At 62.9% G+C, this 15,676-nt stretch carries 13 protein-coding genes and 2 riboswitches; of the genes, 5 read left to right on the top strand and 8 right to left on the bottom strand.

Features of this window, described 5'->3' with window-relative positions:
- Positions 1-82 precede the first annotated feature (82 nt).
- The 8 genes from OIN59_RS20145 to OIN59_RS20110 all read right to left on the bottom strand — a co-directional run bounded on the left by OIN59_RS20145 (position 83) and on the right by OIN59_RS20110 (position 10,426).
- Positions 83-3,745 (bottom strand): hydantoinase B/oxoprolinase family protein, encoded by a 3,663-nt coding sequence (locus tag OIN59_RS20145; RefSeq protein ID WP_274113187.1) that lies wholly within the window; start codon positions 3,743-3,745, stop codon positions 83-85.
- 26 nt (positions 3,746-3,771) lie between these two features.
- Positions 3,772-4,737, bottom strand: coding sequence for a TRAP transporter substrate-binding protein (locus tag OIN59_RS20140; RefSeq protein ID WP_274113185.1), 966 nt, complete (start codon positions 4,735-4,737; stop codon positions 3,772-3,774).
- Between the two features lie 42 nt (positions 4,738-4,779).
- Positions 4,780-6,078 (bottom strand): TRAP transporter large permease, encoded by a 1,299-nt coding sequence (locus tag OIN59_RS20135; protein WP_274113183.1) that lies wholly within the window; start codon positions 6,076-6,078, stop codon positions 4,780-4,782.
- Between the two features lie 21 nt (positions 6,079-6,099).
- Positions 6,100-6,609, bottom strand: coding sequence for a TRAP transporter small permease (locus OIN59_RS20130; RefSeq protein WP_274113181.1), 510 nt, complete (start codon positions 6,607-6,609; stop codon positions 6,100-6,102).
- Between the two features lie 101 nt (positions 6,610-6,710).
- The gene (locus OIN59_RS20125) at positions 6,711-7,676 is read right to left on the bottom strand and encodes a TRAP transporter substrate-binding protein (RefSeq protein WP_274113179.1); all 966 of its coding nucleotides are present in this window, start codon (positions 7,674-7,676) and stop codon (positions 6,711-6,713) included.
- A 25-nt stretch (positions 7,677-7,701) separates the two neighbouring features.
- Positions 7,702-8,541: a putative hydro-lyase gene (locus tag OIN59_RS20120; protein WP_407655124.1), complete on the bottom strand. Its 840-nt coding sequence runs from the start codon at positions 8,539-8,541 to the stop codon at positions 7,702-7,704.
- A gap of 269 nt (positions 8,542-8,810) precedes the next feature.
- Positions 8,811-9,722, bottom strand: a complete 912-nt coding sequence (locus tag OIN59_RS20115) for a LysR family transcriptional regulator (protein ID WP_274113176.1) — start codon at positions 9,720-9,722, stop codon at positions 8,811-8,813.
- 245 nt (positions 9,723-9,967) lie between these two features.
- Positions 9,968-10,426, bottom strand: a complete 459-nt coding sequence (locus OIN59_RS20110; RefSeq protein ID WP_056067700.1) for an Lrp/AsnC family transcriptional regulator — start codon at positions 10,424-10,426, stop codon at positions 9,968-9,970.
- 470 nt (positions 10,427-10,896) lie between these two features.
- On the opposite strand from OIN59_RS20110, the gene OIN59_RS20105 reads away from it, so the two are divergent.
- From OIN59_RS20105 to gcvH, 5 genes are all read left to right on the top strand, one after another.
- Positions 10,897-11,868 (top strand): TRAP transporter substrate-binding protein, encoded by a 972-nt coding sequence (locus OIN59_RS20105; protein WP_274113172.1) that lies wholly within the window; start codon positions 10,897-10,899, stop codon positions 11,866-11,868.
- A gap of 116 nt (positions 11,869-11,984) precedes the next feature.
- On the top strand, positions 11,985-12,479 hold the full coding sequence (locus OIN59_RS20100) for a TRAP transporter small permease (protein WP_274113171.1): 495 nt from the start codon (positions 11,985-11,987) through the stop codon (positions 12,477-12,479).
- On the top strand, positions 12,476-13,753 hold the full coding sequence (locus OIN59_RS20095) for a TRAP transporter large permease (protein WP_274113170.1): 1,278 nt from the start codon (positions 12,476-12,478) through the stop codon (positions 13,751-13,753). Before OIN59_RS20100 ends, OIN59_RS20095 begins: the two co-directional genes overlap by 4 nt.
- A 5-nt stretch (positions 13,754-13,758) precedes the next feature.
- Positions 13,759-13,864: riboswitch (glycine riboswitch) on the top strand.
- A gap of 13 nt (positions 13,865-13,877) precedes the next feature.
- Positions 13,878-14,008: riboswitch (glycine riboswitch) on the top strand.
- A gap of 48 nt (positions 14,009-14,056) precedes the next feature.
- Positions 14,057-15,199, top strand: a complete 1,143-nt coding sequence (gene gcvT / locus OIN59_RS20090) for a glycine cleavage system aminomethyltransferase GcvT (protein WP_274113169.1) — start codon at positions 14,057-14,059, stop codon at positions 15,197-15,199.
- Between the two features lie 102 nt (positions 15,200-15,301).
- Complete coding sequence (gene gcvH, locus OIN59_RS20085; protein ID WP_274113168.1) at positions 15,302-15,676, top strand: glycine cleavage system protein GcvH; 375 nt, start codon at positions 15,302-15,304, stop codon at positions 15,674-15,676.

Genomic DNA, 15,676 nt, shown 5'->3' with positions numbered 1-15,676 from the left:
GTTGCAAGCGCCGTGCCCGGAGGGCCCCACAACCCCTCCTCGCGCACAGCACCTGCCCCACTGGGGTCAGCGGCCTATCACGTCATGACGTGACGCATTCGCCAAAGCCGCCACCGCCGGGGGTGGCGATCTCGAACACATCACCCGGCTCCATCAGTGCCGCGCCGATGTGACCCAGCTCTTCGACCTGGCCGTTGGCACGCAACACGCGGTTGGCGCCGGGCCTGCCGGGCTGGCCACCCGCCATGCCAAACGCAGGGTTCAGGCGCCCGTTGGACAGGATGCTGGCCGTCATCGCCTCCAGGAAGCGCACACGCCGCACACCACCATCCCCCCCCGCCCAACGCCCCGCACCGCCAGAACCACGCTGGATCTCGTAGCTGTCGAGCACCACCGGGAAGCGGAACTCCAGCACCTCGGGATCGGTGAGGCGCGAGTTGGTCATGTGGGTCTGAACCACGCTGGTGCCCTCAAAGCCACGCACAGCCCGGCCCGAGGCATCCAGCTCGGCCCCCGCACCGCTGCCACCCGCAATGGTTTCGTAGTACTGGTACTGCGCATTGCCGAAGGTGAAGTTGTTCATGGTGGGCTGGCTGCCCGCCATCACGCCCAATGCGCCAAACAGCGCGTTGGTGATGCAGGTGGAGGTCTCTACGTTGCCCGCCACCACCGAGGCTGGCGGGTTGGGGTTGAGCATGGAGCCCTGCGGAATGATCACCTGCAGGGGCTTGAGGCACCCGGCGTTGAGCGGAATGTCGTCGTCCACCAGCGTTCGGAACACATACAGCACGGCCGCCATGCACACGGCACGCGGGGCGTTGAAGTTGTTCATCTGCTGGGGGCTGGTGCCCGCAAAGTCGATGACCGCGCTGCGCTCTGCCACATTGACCTTGACCGACACGCCGATCTGCGCGCCGTTGTCCAGCGGCAGCGTGAACTGGCCGTCTTTGAGCTGCGTGATCACACGGCGCACGGACTCTTCGGCGTTGTCCTGCACATGGCGCATGTAGGCCTGCACGACATCCAGGCCAAACTGGTCCACCATCTTCGACAGCTCCTGCACGCCCTTCTCGTTGGCGGCGATCTGTGCGCGCAGGTCGGCCAGGTTCTGCTGCGGGTTGCGGCTGGGGTATGGCGTGGTGCCGCCACCCGTCGTCAACAGGCTGCGCACCTCTTCTTCCAGAAAGATGCCCCGGTCCACCAGCTTCACGTTGTTGATCTGCACGCCCTCTTCGTCGATGCGCGTGGAGAACGGCGGCATGGAGCCCGGCGTGGTGCCTCCGATGTCGGCATGGTGGCCCCGGCTACCCACGTAGAACGTGGGCTCGTTGCCCTCGGCCACATACACCGGGGTGATCACCGTCACGTCGGGCAGGTGGGTGCCACCGTGGTACGGGTCGTTGAGCATGTACACATCGCCCGGGTGCATCTTGCCCGCGTTCTCCCGAATCACAGTCTTGATGCTCTCGCCCATGGAGCCCAGGTGTACGGGCATGTGGGGTGCGTTGGCGATCAGGTTGCCGGTGGCATCGAACAGCGCACAGCTGAAGTCCAGGCGCTCCTTGATGTTCACCGAGTACGCCGTGTTCTGCAGTTGCAGACCCATCTGCTCGGCAATGTTCATGAACAGGTTGTTGAACACTTCGAGCAGCACCGGGTCCACCGTGGTGCCTGCGGCGTACTGCACCTTGCGGGCCGTGACGCGGTCCAGCACCAGGTGGTCCAGGTCAGTCAGGCGGGCGGACCAGCCGGGCTCCACCACCGTGGTGGTGTTCTTCTCTGCAATGATGGCCGGGCCGGGGATCACGTCGCCGGGGCGCAGATCCTCGCGCACCACCAGGGCGGCGTCGTGCCAGGCGCTGCCCGAGTACATCTTCACCACCTCGCGCTGCGGGTGCTTGCGGTGGGGGTGCACAGGCAGGCGTGGCTCGGCGGGGGCATCGCCCGCGATCATGGCTTCGACCGACACGGCCTCCACCACCAGGCCCTTGCCCGCCATGAGAAAGGCAAAACGCTGGCGGTAGGCGGCTTCAAAAGCGGCCTGGATGCCGGCCATGTCGCCAAACGGCACCACCAGGGCCGAATCGGTGCCCTCGTAGCGCACGTGCACGTTGTGGCGCACCTGCACCGGGTTGGCGCTGACCTGCTGGCGCTCCAGCTCGGCCTGGGCCGCAGAGCCCAGTGCATCCAGGCGCTCGGCAATCAGCGGCAGCGATGCGGCGGCCAGCGGCATCTCCACCGCCTGCTCGCGAATCACGGTCTGATCCGCCAGGCCCATGCCGTAGGCGCTGAGCACACCGGCCAGCGGGTGCACAAACACACGCGACATGCCCAAAGCGTCGGCCACCAGGCAGGCATGCTGGCCGCCCGCTCCGCCAAAACACTGCAGCGTGTAGCGTGTCACGTCGTAACCGCGCGCCACACTGATCTTCTTGATGGCGTTGGCCATCTGCTGCACAGCGATCTGAATGAAGCCTTCGGCCACTTCTTCGGGCTTGCGCTGGGTCTGCTTCGCAATCTCCTCAAAGCGGGCGCGTACAGCCTCGGCATCCAGCGTTTCGTTGGCGGCGGGGCCAAACACGCTGGGGAAGTAACGGGGCTGCACCTTGCCGACCATCACGTTGGCATCAGTCACCGCCAGTGGGCCGCCACGGCGGTAGCTCACGGGGCCGGGGTTGGCGCCTGCACTCTCGGGGCCGACGCGAAAACGGGCACCGTCGTAGGCCAGCACAGAGCCACCACCGGCTGCGACCGTGTGGATGCTCATCATGGGGGCACGCATGCGCACACCGGCGACATGAGTCTCAAACTCGCGCTCGAACGCACCAGCGTAGTGGCTCACGTCGGTGGACGTGCCGCCCATGTCAAAGCCGATGACCTTTTCGTGCCCGGCCAGGCCTGCCGTGCGTGCCATGCCGACGATGCCGCCTGCTGGGCCGGAGAGGATCGCGTCCTTGCCCTGGAAGGTGCCCGCATCGGTAAGACCACCGGAGGACTGCATGAAGAACAGCTTGACGCCCGGCATCTCGCTGGCCACCTGCTCCACGTAGCGGCGCAGGATGGGTGACAGGTAGGCATCGACCACCGTGGTGTCGCCACGGCTCACGAACTTCATCATGGGGCTGGTTTCGTGCGAGGTGCTGATCTGAGTGAACCCCACCTCTTTGGCGATGCGCTGGGCCGCCTGCTCATGCTGGGTGTAGCGGTAGCCGTGCATGAACACAATGGCCACGCTGCGCAGGCCGCGCCCGTAGGCAGCCAGCAGGTCACCGCGCAAGGTGGCTTCGTCGAGGTTCTGCAACACGTCGCCATGGGCGCCCATGCGCTCGCGGGCCTCGATCACCTCGGAGTAAAGCAGCTCGGGCAGCTGGATGTGGCGGTCAAACAGGCGCGGGCGGTTCTGGTAGGCAATGCGCAGTGCATCGCGAAAGCCGCGCGTGGTGACCAGCAGCGTGGACTCGCCCTTGCGCTCCAGCAGCGCGTTGGTGGCCACGGTGGTGCCCATCTTCACGCATTCCACCAGCGCGGGCGTGACCGGCTCACCCGGTTTGAGCCCCAGCAGGTGGCGGATGCCCGCCACGGCGGCGTCCTTGTACTGCTCGGGGTTTTCGGACAACAGCTTGTGCGTGGTGAGCGAGCCATCGGGACGTTTGGCCACGATGTCGGTGAATGTGCCGCCCCGGTCGATCCAGAACTGCCAGCGGTTGCCAGCCGGTGCGGTGGTCATGGTGGAGGATGCTTGCATGGTGATGAGACTCACTGGTTAACTGACTAACGTTGAAAGTAGTAGGGAATGAAAATCTTGTTGGCCTCGTTGCCAACCGACTGCACCCATTCCCGGGAAAAGCGTTCGCCCAGGCGCTTGAGTTCGGTGTCCAGCTCGGCAGATGCGCGCTCGACCTTGATGCCCTTGCGCTGCAACTCACCCACCGACTCTTCGGCCACGGCCGCACTCAGGGCCCAGCCGCGTGTTTCGGCCTCAGCGGCTGCCTTGGTCACGGCCTGGCGCGTGGGCGCAGGCAATGCGTCAAAGGCCTGCTGGTTCACAAAAACGATGTTCTTGGGAAACCAGGCGTTGATGCCGTAGAACTGTTTGATCTGGCCCCAGACCTGGTTCTCGACCCCGGTGAGGGCCGAGGTGATCATGGAGTCGAGCTTGCCGGCTGACAGGGCCTGGTTGACTTCGCCCATAGGCACGTCCACAGGTGTGGCACCCAGCAGCTCGGCAATGCGCACCGTGCCAGGGTTGTAGGTGCGCATGCGTGTGCCCTTGAAGTCCGCCGACGAGCGCACCGAGCTGATCGAAAACAGCCCCTGCGGTGGCCACGGCACGGCATACAGAGCCTTGAGCCCCTTGCTGGCCATGTGCACCTCAATCAACGGCCGCTGTACATCCCACATGCGCCGCGCGTCGGAATAGCTGCGCACCACAAAGGGCACGGCATCCGCCCCGGCGATGGGGATGTCCCGCACCAGGTTGGTCATGATGGTCTCTCCCGCCTGGGCCTTGCCCTCCTGCACCGCCTGCGGGATATCACCCAGCTTGAACAAGGCGTTGTTGGCATGCACTTCGATGCGCAGCGCGCCTGCCGAGGCACGCTCCACGTCCTGCGCAAACTGCACGATGTTGCGCGTGTGGAACGACTCCGCGCGGTAGCCGGTGGCCAGTTTCCACTGGGTTTGGGCGTGCGCCACCGGGGCCACGGCGAACGCGGCCAACATCACAAAGGTCTTCATGAGGAACTCCTGCGCGGACGCTTCAGGCGTGAGTGCTTGGGGTCAGCCTTGCATCTGGCGTGGCAGCCAGAGCACGACATCGGGCACGAAGTACGTCATGACGACCGCAACGATCATCAGAGCGAACAAAGGCAGCGCAGTGCGGGCGATCCAGGTCACTTCGCGCCGTGTCATGCCCTGCAATACGAACAGATTGAAGCCCACGGGTGGCGTGATCTGCGCCATCTCGACCACCAGCACGATGAAGATGCCGAACCACACCAGGTCAAAGCCTGCAGCCTCTACCGTGGGCAGCAGCACCGCGATGGTCAAAACCACCATGGAGATACCGTCCAGGAAGCAGCCCAGCACAATGAAGAACACAATGAGCAACAGCATCAGCGCAAAGGGCGACAGGTGCAGCGCACCGATGAACTCGGCCAGGTGCCGTGGCAGGCCAATGAAGCCCATCGCCAGCGTGAGGAACGCGGCACCCGCCAGGATGAGGCCGATCATGCAGTACACGCGGCAGGCAGCGACCAGCCCTTCCTTGAAGCGATCCCAATTCAGCGAGCCCTCGATCTTGGCCAGGATCAGCGACCCGGCCACACCAAGCGCCGCAGCCTCGGTGGCGGTGGCGATGCCGCTGTAGATGGCGCCCAGCACCACCACGATGAGCGACACCACAGGGATCAGATGGCGCGACGCATAGAGCTTTTGCACAAAGCTCAGGCGGGCGTCAGGCGCAGGCACCTTGTCTTTGTTGAACAGGGCCCAGACGATGATGTAGCCCATGAACAGCGCAGCCAGCATCAGCCCCGGAATCACCCCGGCCAGGAACAGCTTGGAGATCGATACATTCGCCGCCACGCCATAGACGATCATGATGATCGATGGCGGAATCAACAGCCCGAGGGTGCCCGCACCGGCCAGCGTGCCGACCGAGATATCTTCGGGATAGCCGCGTTGCTTGAGTTCAGGCAGCGTGATCTTGCCGATGGTGGCGCAGGTGGCGGCCGATGAGCCCGAGATCGCGGCAAAGATGGTGCAGCCCACCACATTCACATGCAACAGGCGGCCCGGTAGGCGCTCCAGCCACGGGGCCAGGCCCTTGAACATGCTGCTCGACAGCTTGCTGCGGAACAGGATTTCGCCCATCCACAAAAACAGTGGCAAGGCAGTGAGCGTCCAGCTGGAGGTAGACCCCCAGATGGTCAGCATCATGCTGTCGCCCACCGGGCGATTGGTAAAAAACTCCATGCCGACCAGGGCCACTGCCAGCAGTGACAGGCCGATCCACAGGCCCGATCCGAGCACTGCGAACAGCACCACGATCAGACCCAAAGCGATGATGACGTCCATGATGAGGTCTCCTGGATCGGGTTATTCAGAACGTGCTGCTTCGGAGACGGCCATGAAGGCCACACCCTGAAAGCGCAACACCAGCGCGTGGGCAAACGCCAGCGCAAAACCGACACAGCCCATGGCCATGCTGATCTGGGGAATCCACAGCGGCGAGGCGTCGGCTGCAGGCGAGATGTCATGGGTGATGTAGGAGATCCACACCGACCGCACGGCATAGCAGGCGATGTACACCGACAACACCAGCGCGCTGACCAGGCAGAACCACTCAAAGGCGCTGCGCCAGCGGGCGGGCAACCGGTCCAAGATGAGCGTCACGCGGATGTGGTCGCCGTTTTGCAGCGTGCTGGGCAGTGCAAAGAACAAGGCGGCTGCAATGGCGTAGCCCGCGTAGGCGTCGAGTCCGTCGATGTTGAGGTGGATGACTTCGCGGGCAAAAACGCCCAGCGTGACTGCGCCGAACGCAGCCAGCATCGACAGGCCAGACAGCAGCATCAGCAGCCTGTAGAAATTTCGGACGAGTTTGTCCATGGCGTACTCCTGTAACGCTTGAAAAAGAAGGGGAGCGGTAACGAGATTGCGGGGGTAGCGCGCGGTGCGCTACCCGGCCCCGTGGGGGCCTTCAGACACGACTACTTCTTGCGGTAGGCGTCGATGATGGCCTGCCCCTCGGCCCCGGCCGACTTCGCCCAGTCAGCGGTCATGGATTCGCCAATGCTCGCCAGCTCCTTCTTGATGCTGTCGCTGGGTACGGCCACCGTCATGCCCTTGGCGGACAGCTCCTTGATGAACTCCTTGTCCACACGTTCGCTCGTGGCCCAGCCACGTTCTTCGGCGGCAGCGGCTGCCTTCAACACCGCGTCCTGCAAAGGTTTTTCGAGGGCATCAAAGGCTTTCTGGTTCACCACCGTGGCATTGCGTGGCAACCAGGCGCTGACGGGGTAGAAGTACTTGACCTGCTCGTACAGCTTGGACTCCACGCCGCTTGCACTCGACGTCAGAAAGTTTTGCACGGTGTTGGTGGCCAGGGCCTGGCCGAGCTCCGACAGCTGGATCGTCACCGGCTGTGCCTTGAGAAGCTGTGCAATGCGCGTGGTGGCGGGGTTGTAGGCGCGCATCTTGGTGCCTGCAAAGTCAGCCGGCGTGCTCACTGGCTTGAGCGAATACAGCGACTGACCGGGCCATGGCACCGAAAACAGCACCTTCACGCCCTGGGCAGCCAGCAGCTTCTCTTGCGCGGGCTTGGCGGCAAAGAACAGGCGCTTGGACTCTGCGTAGGTGGTGGCCAGGAAGGGGATCGAATCCACGCCAAAAAGTGCATTCTCATTGGTGGCGCCCGACAGGATGAACTCGGCCGAAGGCACCTGCCCCGTCTGCACCGCCCGCTTGATCTCGTTGGCCTTGTACAGCGAGCCACCAGGGTGCAGAGTGATCTTGAGTTTGCCGCTGGTGAGCTTGTCCACCTCATCGGCAAACTGCTGCACGTTCTGCGTCTGAAAGCTGTTGGCACTGTAGCCGGTGGGCAGGTCCCACTTGACCTGGGCCTGGGCCGCGCACACGCCGAGGGCGGCTGTCATACACAGTACAAATTTTTTCATGGGGAGACTCCTGGGAGTAAGCCGCTTAGAAGCTGGCGAGTTGGTGGTTAAGAAGATCGGTGACCAGCATGCAACCCGGGGCGTGGGTGATGCAGAACGCCGGTTGAGCATTGAGGATGGCGGACTGCGGCGTGACACCACAGGCCCAGAACACGGGAATCTCATCGGGCAGCAGCGTCACGGCATCGCCGTAATCGGGCTTGGCAATATCGGCAATGCCGATGAGCGTGGGGTCACCGATGTGCACCGGCGCGCCATGCACATTCGGGAACCGCGAGGTGACCTGCACCGCACGGATCACATCGGCGGCGGGCATGGGCCGCATGGAGACCACCATGGCGCCGCCGAAGGGCCCAGCGGGCTCGGTGGCAATGCTGGTGCGGTACATGGCCACGTTCTTGCCTTCATTGATATGGCGCAGGCTGATGCCAGCTTCTTGCAGCGCCGCCTCGAACGAGAACGAACAGCCCAGCACGAACGTGACCAGGTCATCGCGCCACAGGTCGCCAATGTCGCCCACCTCCTGGACCATCTCGCCGTGGCGCCAGATGCGGTACTGCGGCAGGTCGCTGCGGATGTCGATGCCCTCCCCCAGCGTGGGCAGAGCGACCTGGCCTGGCTCGCTCACCGCCAACACCGGGCAGGGTTTGGGGTTGCGCTGGCAAAAGCGCAGAAAGTCTCCTGCCAGCACCTCAGGCAAGATCACCAGGTTGCCCTGAACCCGTCCGTGGGCCAGGCCGCTGGTGTGCGAAGACCAGAGCCCTTGGCGTATGACGCTGCGCACATGGCGAGGGTTCTCGATCCCCTCCGAACCAAACACTGCGAGCGCTGTGTGTTGAGCTGAATCCACCGTTTTTCCTTGCATTGAGAAATGTCAATTGCATGACGTTGGGCAGATTGTGTTGGGGCGTCACCGACCCTGGCAAATTCAAAAAATTTCTATCAGCTCATCGATTTTTTCAATGCACCCCATTGGGGAAAGGCAATCCAAGTTGGTGCCAAGGGAAAACCCTGACAGCAAAACAAAGGGTAAACCCGAGGGGTTTGGATTCACTTTGGTGCACGCGTCACGCAGGCGCATGACGCGCGGCTCGCGGCTCCGCATCAAGTGCCGTGCCGCGTTGATGTGAAGGCTCAGGCTTTGCGCGGTTTGCGGGCTGGCGCAGGCTGTTGCTGCTCGATGAAGTCGAGCGCCGAACGCACGACAGCCTCCATGGCCGGAGACGAGGGGTCTTCGCGGTAGCTCACATGGATGGGCAGTGGCCGCAGTGCGGTGTCGCACACCAGCGCACGCAGGTCCGGAAATGCCAGCAGCCGCTGCACCGCCAAGCGCGGCAGTGTGGCCACGCCAAAGCCGCCCTGCACCAGTTGCACCATGGCCGAAATGGAAGAAATGGTGTGCACACAACGCGGCTCCACCTGAGCCTGGCGCAGCGTGTCGAGCAAGGACACATGCGGCTGCGAGCCGCGCTGAAAAGTCAGGATGTCGGCGCCTGCAAAGTCTTCGAGCGCATAGCGGCGTTTGCGGTGCGTCTTGCCATTGCCCACAAACACCATCTCCATGGGTGTCACCGCCTGGCTGCGGATGCCATCGGCCGACGCAGGCAACGCCGCAAACACGGCATCCAGCGTGCCCCGGCGGATCTGGTCGAGCAGCACGGGCGTGGTTTCCACCGTCAGCTCCAACTCCAGCAGTGGGTTGTCCTTGCGCAGTTGCTCCACCCACGGAATGAGCCACGAATGCAGTACCGATTCGATGGCCCCCAGGCGGATCGATACCTCCAGGGGGCCTCCTGATCCCATCTCGGTCTTGAGCTGGCGCTGCAGTTCCAGCATGCGCTTGGCGTATACCAAAAACCGGGCTCCCGCCACCGTCAGTTTGAAGTGTTTGTCGCGCCTGTCCAGCAGCAGCACACCCAGCTCATCTTCCAGCGCGGAGATGCGGCTGGACATGGCTGATTGGGTCAAAAACAGTTTCTCGGCAGCGCGTGTCACGCTTTTGAGAGACGCGACCCAGTAGAAGGCTTCGACAAAACGCAGGTTCATGGTGTTCTTCGGGTGTCTCTGTGGTTCAGGTGCTCGGCACGCCAGTCGAACGAGCGCACTGCATTGGTGCGCAAAGCCGGCATCACCCGTTGGCGCCCGTGTCGACCCAGCGATGGAAAACCATTGTGCAGCCGCATTTCGCGTGCCAGACGCCGAACGGCACGCTTGCAGTGCACGCGCCAACGATGCGTTGCCAGCTTTCTGCAAGGAAACCACGGCCCTCAACCAGGTACCCGAAAGCTGAATTAGCCCGTGAACAGTGGCAGGTCTGCCTTCTTCAAGGTTCGCAGCACAAAGCTGGAGCGGCTGTGGCGTATGCCTTTGATCTTGTAGAGCTTCTCGCGCAGAAGGCGCTCGTAGTCGCGGGTGTCCTTGACGACGATGCGCAGCAGGTAGTCGTAGTCGCCAGAAACCAGATGCGCCTCGATCACTTCCGGGATGCTGGCCAGTGTCTCGCCAAACTTTTCAAGCGTGTTGTCGGAGTGGCTGTCGAGCGTGACCTGCACCAGCACCGTATCGGCCAGGTCCAGCGACTGCGGATTGATCCGCACCGTGTAGCCCTGGATGACGCCAGCCTCTTCCATCTTTTTGATGCGGCCCCAGCACGGCGACGGGCTCAGGCCCACGGCCTGCCCGATCTCTTGCAGGCTGGCGCGCGCGTTGGCTTGCAGCACAGCGAGAATTTTTCTATCGAGTCGATCCATCGGCCTGATTATTCAATAAATTATCAAAATGCAGAAAATTATTCTGCAACAGAAGAAAATTGCACCAAATTCAGCAAATTCATCTACAACCCTCAGCGCATACTTCTTCCATCAAGGCGCTCTTACCGGAGCGCACAAATTGACAAGGCCCCGGCTGGTTACCGCCAGCACGGGGCCCTTGGCATTCCAGTCCCTTCATCCATGAAGGCCGCCCCGGGGTCAGGGCGTGGCATGCCAATACCAGCAGGCGGCAGCGCTGGCTGCGCACCACCACGGACCAGCGCAGCGCCACAGGTGTCGCCAATGCAACTGCAAACACCTTCTGGCCCAGTTGATAAGCACGCTTACCAGCACAAACCCCGATGCCTGCGGCCATGCTGCACCGCCATAATTTGAGCGAGCCTGGGGGTGGCTTCGCAAGGAGCTACAGCGCACCCTTTCACCCTGGCCCACCATCAACAGGAGACACCATGCAATTGACCAAACTCGTCGTTGGCCTGAGCCTCGCGCTCGGCTTTGTGGCCACCGCTGCCGCGCAGACCACCATGCGCATCAGCATCTCGACGGCCCAGAACTCCCACCAGGGCGTCGCCATCGACACGTTTGCCAAGGAAGTGGAAAAACGCACGGGCGGCCGCTACAAGGTGCAGACCTTCTATAACGGCGCCTTGGGCGGCGAGCGCGAATCGATTGAAGCCGTGCAGCTGGGCACGCAAGAGCTGGCGTTCAGCTCCACCGGCCCGGTGCCCAACTTTGTGCCCGAGACCAAGATCCTGGACGTGCCATTCCTGTTCCGCGACAAGGCACATGCCCGCGCAGTGCTGGATGGCCCTATTGGCCAAGACCTGCTGGCCAAGTTTGACGCCAAGGGCTTCAAGGCGTTGGCATGGGCCGAGAACGGCTTCCGCCACATGACCAACAGCAAGCGCGACGTGAAGGAGCCCGGCGACCTGAAGGGCCTGAAGATGCGCACCATGGAGAACCCCGTGCACATCGCCGCCTACAAGGGCTTTGGCATCATCACCACGCCCATGGCCTTCCCTGAAGTGTTCACGGCGCTGCAGCAAGGCACGGTAGACGGCCAGGAGAACCCGCTGTCGGTCATCATCTCGGCCAAGTTCGACCAAGTGCAAAAACACCTGACGCTCACCGGCCACGTGTATTCGCCCTGTATCTTTGTGATGAACAAGGCGGCGTTCGACAAACTGTCGGCGGCCGACAAGCAGGCCTTCGTCGATGCCGCCAAGGAAGGCACCAAAGCCAACCGCGCCCGTGTGGACGAGGACGACGCCAAAGGCGTGGCCGACCTCCGCGCCAAAGGCATGACCGTGATCGACAACGTGGACAAGACCAAATTTGTGGCGGCACTGGCGCCGGTCAATGCCGAGTTTGAAAAGCAGTTCAGCAAGGCTGCCATCGACAAGATCCGTGACGTCAAGTAACCCCCGCAGACGCTATTACTAAAATAGCACCCAACGCCCGTAGCCATTGCGCTATCGGGCGTTTTTATTCTTATTCCTCCAAATTTTTACCACTTGCCCATGGTTGGCACTGCCCCATGAAAAATGTTTTTCTCACCTTCGAGCGATGGACCACCTTCATCGCCATGCTGGGCGCTTGCGCCATGCTCACTCTGGCCTCTGCCCTGGGGATGTTCCAGATCGTGACGCGTTTTGTGCTGGAGCAGCCCGCCGAATGGACCGAAGTTCTGATCCGCTTCAGCCTGATCTGGATGGTGTTCCTGGCCATCCCCGCCGCCTTTCGCCAGGGCGCGATGGTGAGCGTGGATGTGCTGTACCGATGGAGTCCGCCCCGCATCAAGCGGGTGCTGGACTGGGTGGTGGCTCTGGCCGCCCTGGCCCTGATCGGCATCATCATCTGGTATGGCTGGGACTACGCGCGCCGTGGTGGCGTGCAAAGCATGGCCGGGCTGGAATCCGTGTCCATGTTCTGGGCCTACCTCGCCATGCCGGTGGGGGGGCTGTTTTGTGTGATCGGCATCATTGGCAACCTCATTGATCCCCTGCGTATGGAACTGGAGACTGCCCAATGAGTTTGGTCATGATTTCAACGATGGTGCTGTGCTTTGCACTCACCGTCTCGGTGGCAGTGTCCATCGGTTTGGCCTCTATCCTGGGCATCCAGGCATCCAATGCGAACATGCTCATTTCCGTCAAGGAGATGTTCGGTGCGATCAACAAGTTTCCACTGGCTGCCATCCCGTTCTTCATCCTGGCGGGCAATCTGATGGAAACCGGCGGCATCTCGCGCCGCTTGGTCGAGTTTGCCAAGAGCATCGTCGGCGGCGTGCAGGGCGGTCTGCCCATGACCTGCGTGCTGACCTGCATGATTTTTGCGGCCGTGTCGGGCTCGTCGGTGGCTACCACGTTCGCGATTGGCGCCATCCTGATTCCGGCGCTGATCAAGCACGGCTACCCCACGAGCTATGCGGCTGCGCTACAGGCCACCAGCGCTGAGCTGGGTGTAATCATCCCGCCCTCCATCCCCATGATTCTGTACGGCGTGAGTGCCGAGGTGTCGATTGGCGAGCTGTTCATCGCGGGCTTTGGCCCAGGGCTGCTCATCAGCGCAGCCCTGATGCTCTTTGTATGGGCGTACTGCAAGTACAAGGGCTGGGGCAAGAACGACGGGGACGGCCGCATGCCTTTTGGTAAGGCCACGCTGCAGGCCGGGTGGGCGTTGCTGATGCCTGTGATCATCCTCGGTGGCATCTACGGCGGCGTCTTCACGCCCACCGAGGCCTCGGCCGTGGCGGTGTTCTATGCGCTGATCGTGGGCGTGGTCATCTACCGCGAGATCAAGCTCAAGGACTTGTTCGCCATTCTGCGCAAGTCAGCCATCTCGTCGGCGGTGATCATGTTCATCATCGCCAATGCCGGGCTGTTTGCGTTCCTCATCACACGCGCTGGTGTGCCCGATGCCATCGGCCGCTGGTTGGAGGCGGTGCTGCAGTCCCCTGCCCTGTTCCTGCTGGGCGTGAATGCAGCGCTGTTCCTCATCGGCATGTTCATCGAGACCAGCGCCGCCATCATCGTGCTGGCGCCCATCCTGGCGCCCGTGGCCATGCATTTTGGGGTGGACCCCGTGCACTTCGGCCTGATCATGGTGGTGAACCTGGCGCTGGGCATGATCACACCACCCTTTGGGGTCAACCTGTTTGCGGCCTGCACGGTGGCCCGCATATCGCTGGACCGCATCGTCAAACACCTGCTGCCCTTTGTGGGCGTGATCCTGGTATGCCTGCTGGTCATCACCTATGTGCCGTCGATCTCGCTCGCGCTGCGCGATTGGGTCTACGCAAAGTAGTTAGAATCGCCGGGTCAGGAGAGAGTGCTCCGTCTTGCCACCAAGACGCGCAGCACCGCCGAAGGCGCAGGCAGCAGCCGAACGCTCAGGCAAAAGGACTGACAAACGCCCGCAGTGATGCGGGCGTTCCCTTGCTGGAGAGAGATGGACCGCCCATGCATCGCAATGTGGCATCCATCCACCGAAGGAGCAAACCGCACGGCCAGCCAGGGCGCTGCGGTGAATCTCTCAGGTAAAGCGGACAGCAGGGCAAATCCCGTGGCCACACTGTGGTCGCGGCCCCTATTTGCCCCGGAGTCCGCCATGTCAGCCACCGCCCCCCTGCTCACCACGCCCCTGAACGCCCTGCATATCGAACTGGGCGCCCGCATGGTGCCGTTTGCAGGCTATTCCATGCCTGTGCAATACCCCGCTGGCCTGATGGCCGAACACCTGCACACGCGCAGCGCTGCGGGCCTGTTCGATGTCTCACACATGGGCCAGCTCAAGCTCATCGGCCCCGATGCCGCTGCAGCCTTTGAAACCCTGATGCCCGTGGATGTGATTGACCTGCCGGTGGGCAAGCAGCGCTACGGCCTGCTGCTGACCGATGAGGGCACGGTCATCGACGATCTGATGTTCTTCAACCAAGGCACCGTGGATGGCGAGCCCACGCTGTTTGTCATCGTCAACGGTGCTTGCAAAGTGGGTGACATCGCTCACATCCAGGCCCGCATCGGCCAGCGCTGCAAGGTGGTACCCATGCCTGACCATGCCTTGCTAGCGCTGCAAGGCCCGCAGGCCGTCACCGCCCTCGCCCGTCTGGCGCCCGGAGTGGAAAAGCTGGTGTTCATGACCGGGGGGCACTTCACCATCGCTGGCTGCGACTGCTTTGTGACCCGCAGCGGCTACACGGGCGAAGACGGCTTTGAAATCTCGGTGCCCGCAGCGCAGGCCGACACCCTGGCCCGCGCGCTGCTAGCCCAGCCCGAGGTCAAGCCCATTGGCCTGGGCGCGCGCAATTCGCTGCGGCTCGAAGCCGGTCTGTGCCTGTACGGCAACGACATCGACACCACCACCACGCCGCCCGAGGCCGCCTTGAACTGGGCCATTCAGAAGGTGCGCCGCACGGGCGGTGCACGCGCAGGCGGTTTTCCCGGTGCGGACAAGGTGCTCGCGCAGATCGACACCCCCGCCAGCCTGCCCCGCAAGCGCGTGGGCCTGGTCGCGCTGGAGCGCGTGCCCGTGCGCGAACACACCGAGCTGCAGAGCACCGACGGCCAGAAGATTGGCGAAGTGACCAGCGGCCTGCTCGGCCCCACAGTGAACGAACCCGTGGCCATGGGCTATGTCACCCCGGCCTTTGCAGCCATCGGCACCCGCGTGAACGCCATCGTGCGTGGCAAGGCCGTGCCGATGGAAGTGCGTGCCATGCCTTTCACGCCCGCCAACTATTTCCGCGGCTGAAGCCAGCGGGGCGATGGGGCGTCATACGCCGCCCCCGCTTCAGCCGCTACATTCAGGTTTCGCTTTTTCAAACCCTTTTCAACCCATTTCGAGGAGCCCCTCATGACCGTCAAATTTTCCAAAGAACACGAGTGGATCAACGCCGCTGACGCCGCCGCCGCTGTGGTGGGCATCACCGTGCACGCGCAAGACGCGCTGGGCGATGTGGTGTTTGTGGACCTGCCCGAAGTGGGCGCCACGTTCAACCAAGGCGACGTGGCAGGCGTGGTCGAATCCGTGAAGGCTGCTGCCGATGTGTACATGCCCGTCGCGGGCGAGATCGTGGAAGTGAACGAAGCCCTGCGCGCCGACCCCGCCCTGGCCAACACCGACCCGCTGGGCGCTGGCTGGTTCTTCAAGGTCAAGCTGGCCGACGCGGGCCAGCTGGCCGAGCTGATGGACGAAACGGCCTACACCGCCTTCGCCGCCAACGCCTGA

Origin of the sequence: Acidovorax benzenivorans (genome assembly GCF_028680575.1) — a bacterium.
Classification (GTDB): Bacteria; Pseudomonadota; Gammaproteobacteria; order Burkholderiales; family Burkholderiaceae_C; genus Acidovorax; species Acidovorax benzenivorans.
Note: the sequence above shows the minus strand (reverse complement) of the source record. Positions and strands in the feature narration are given on the sequence as shown.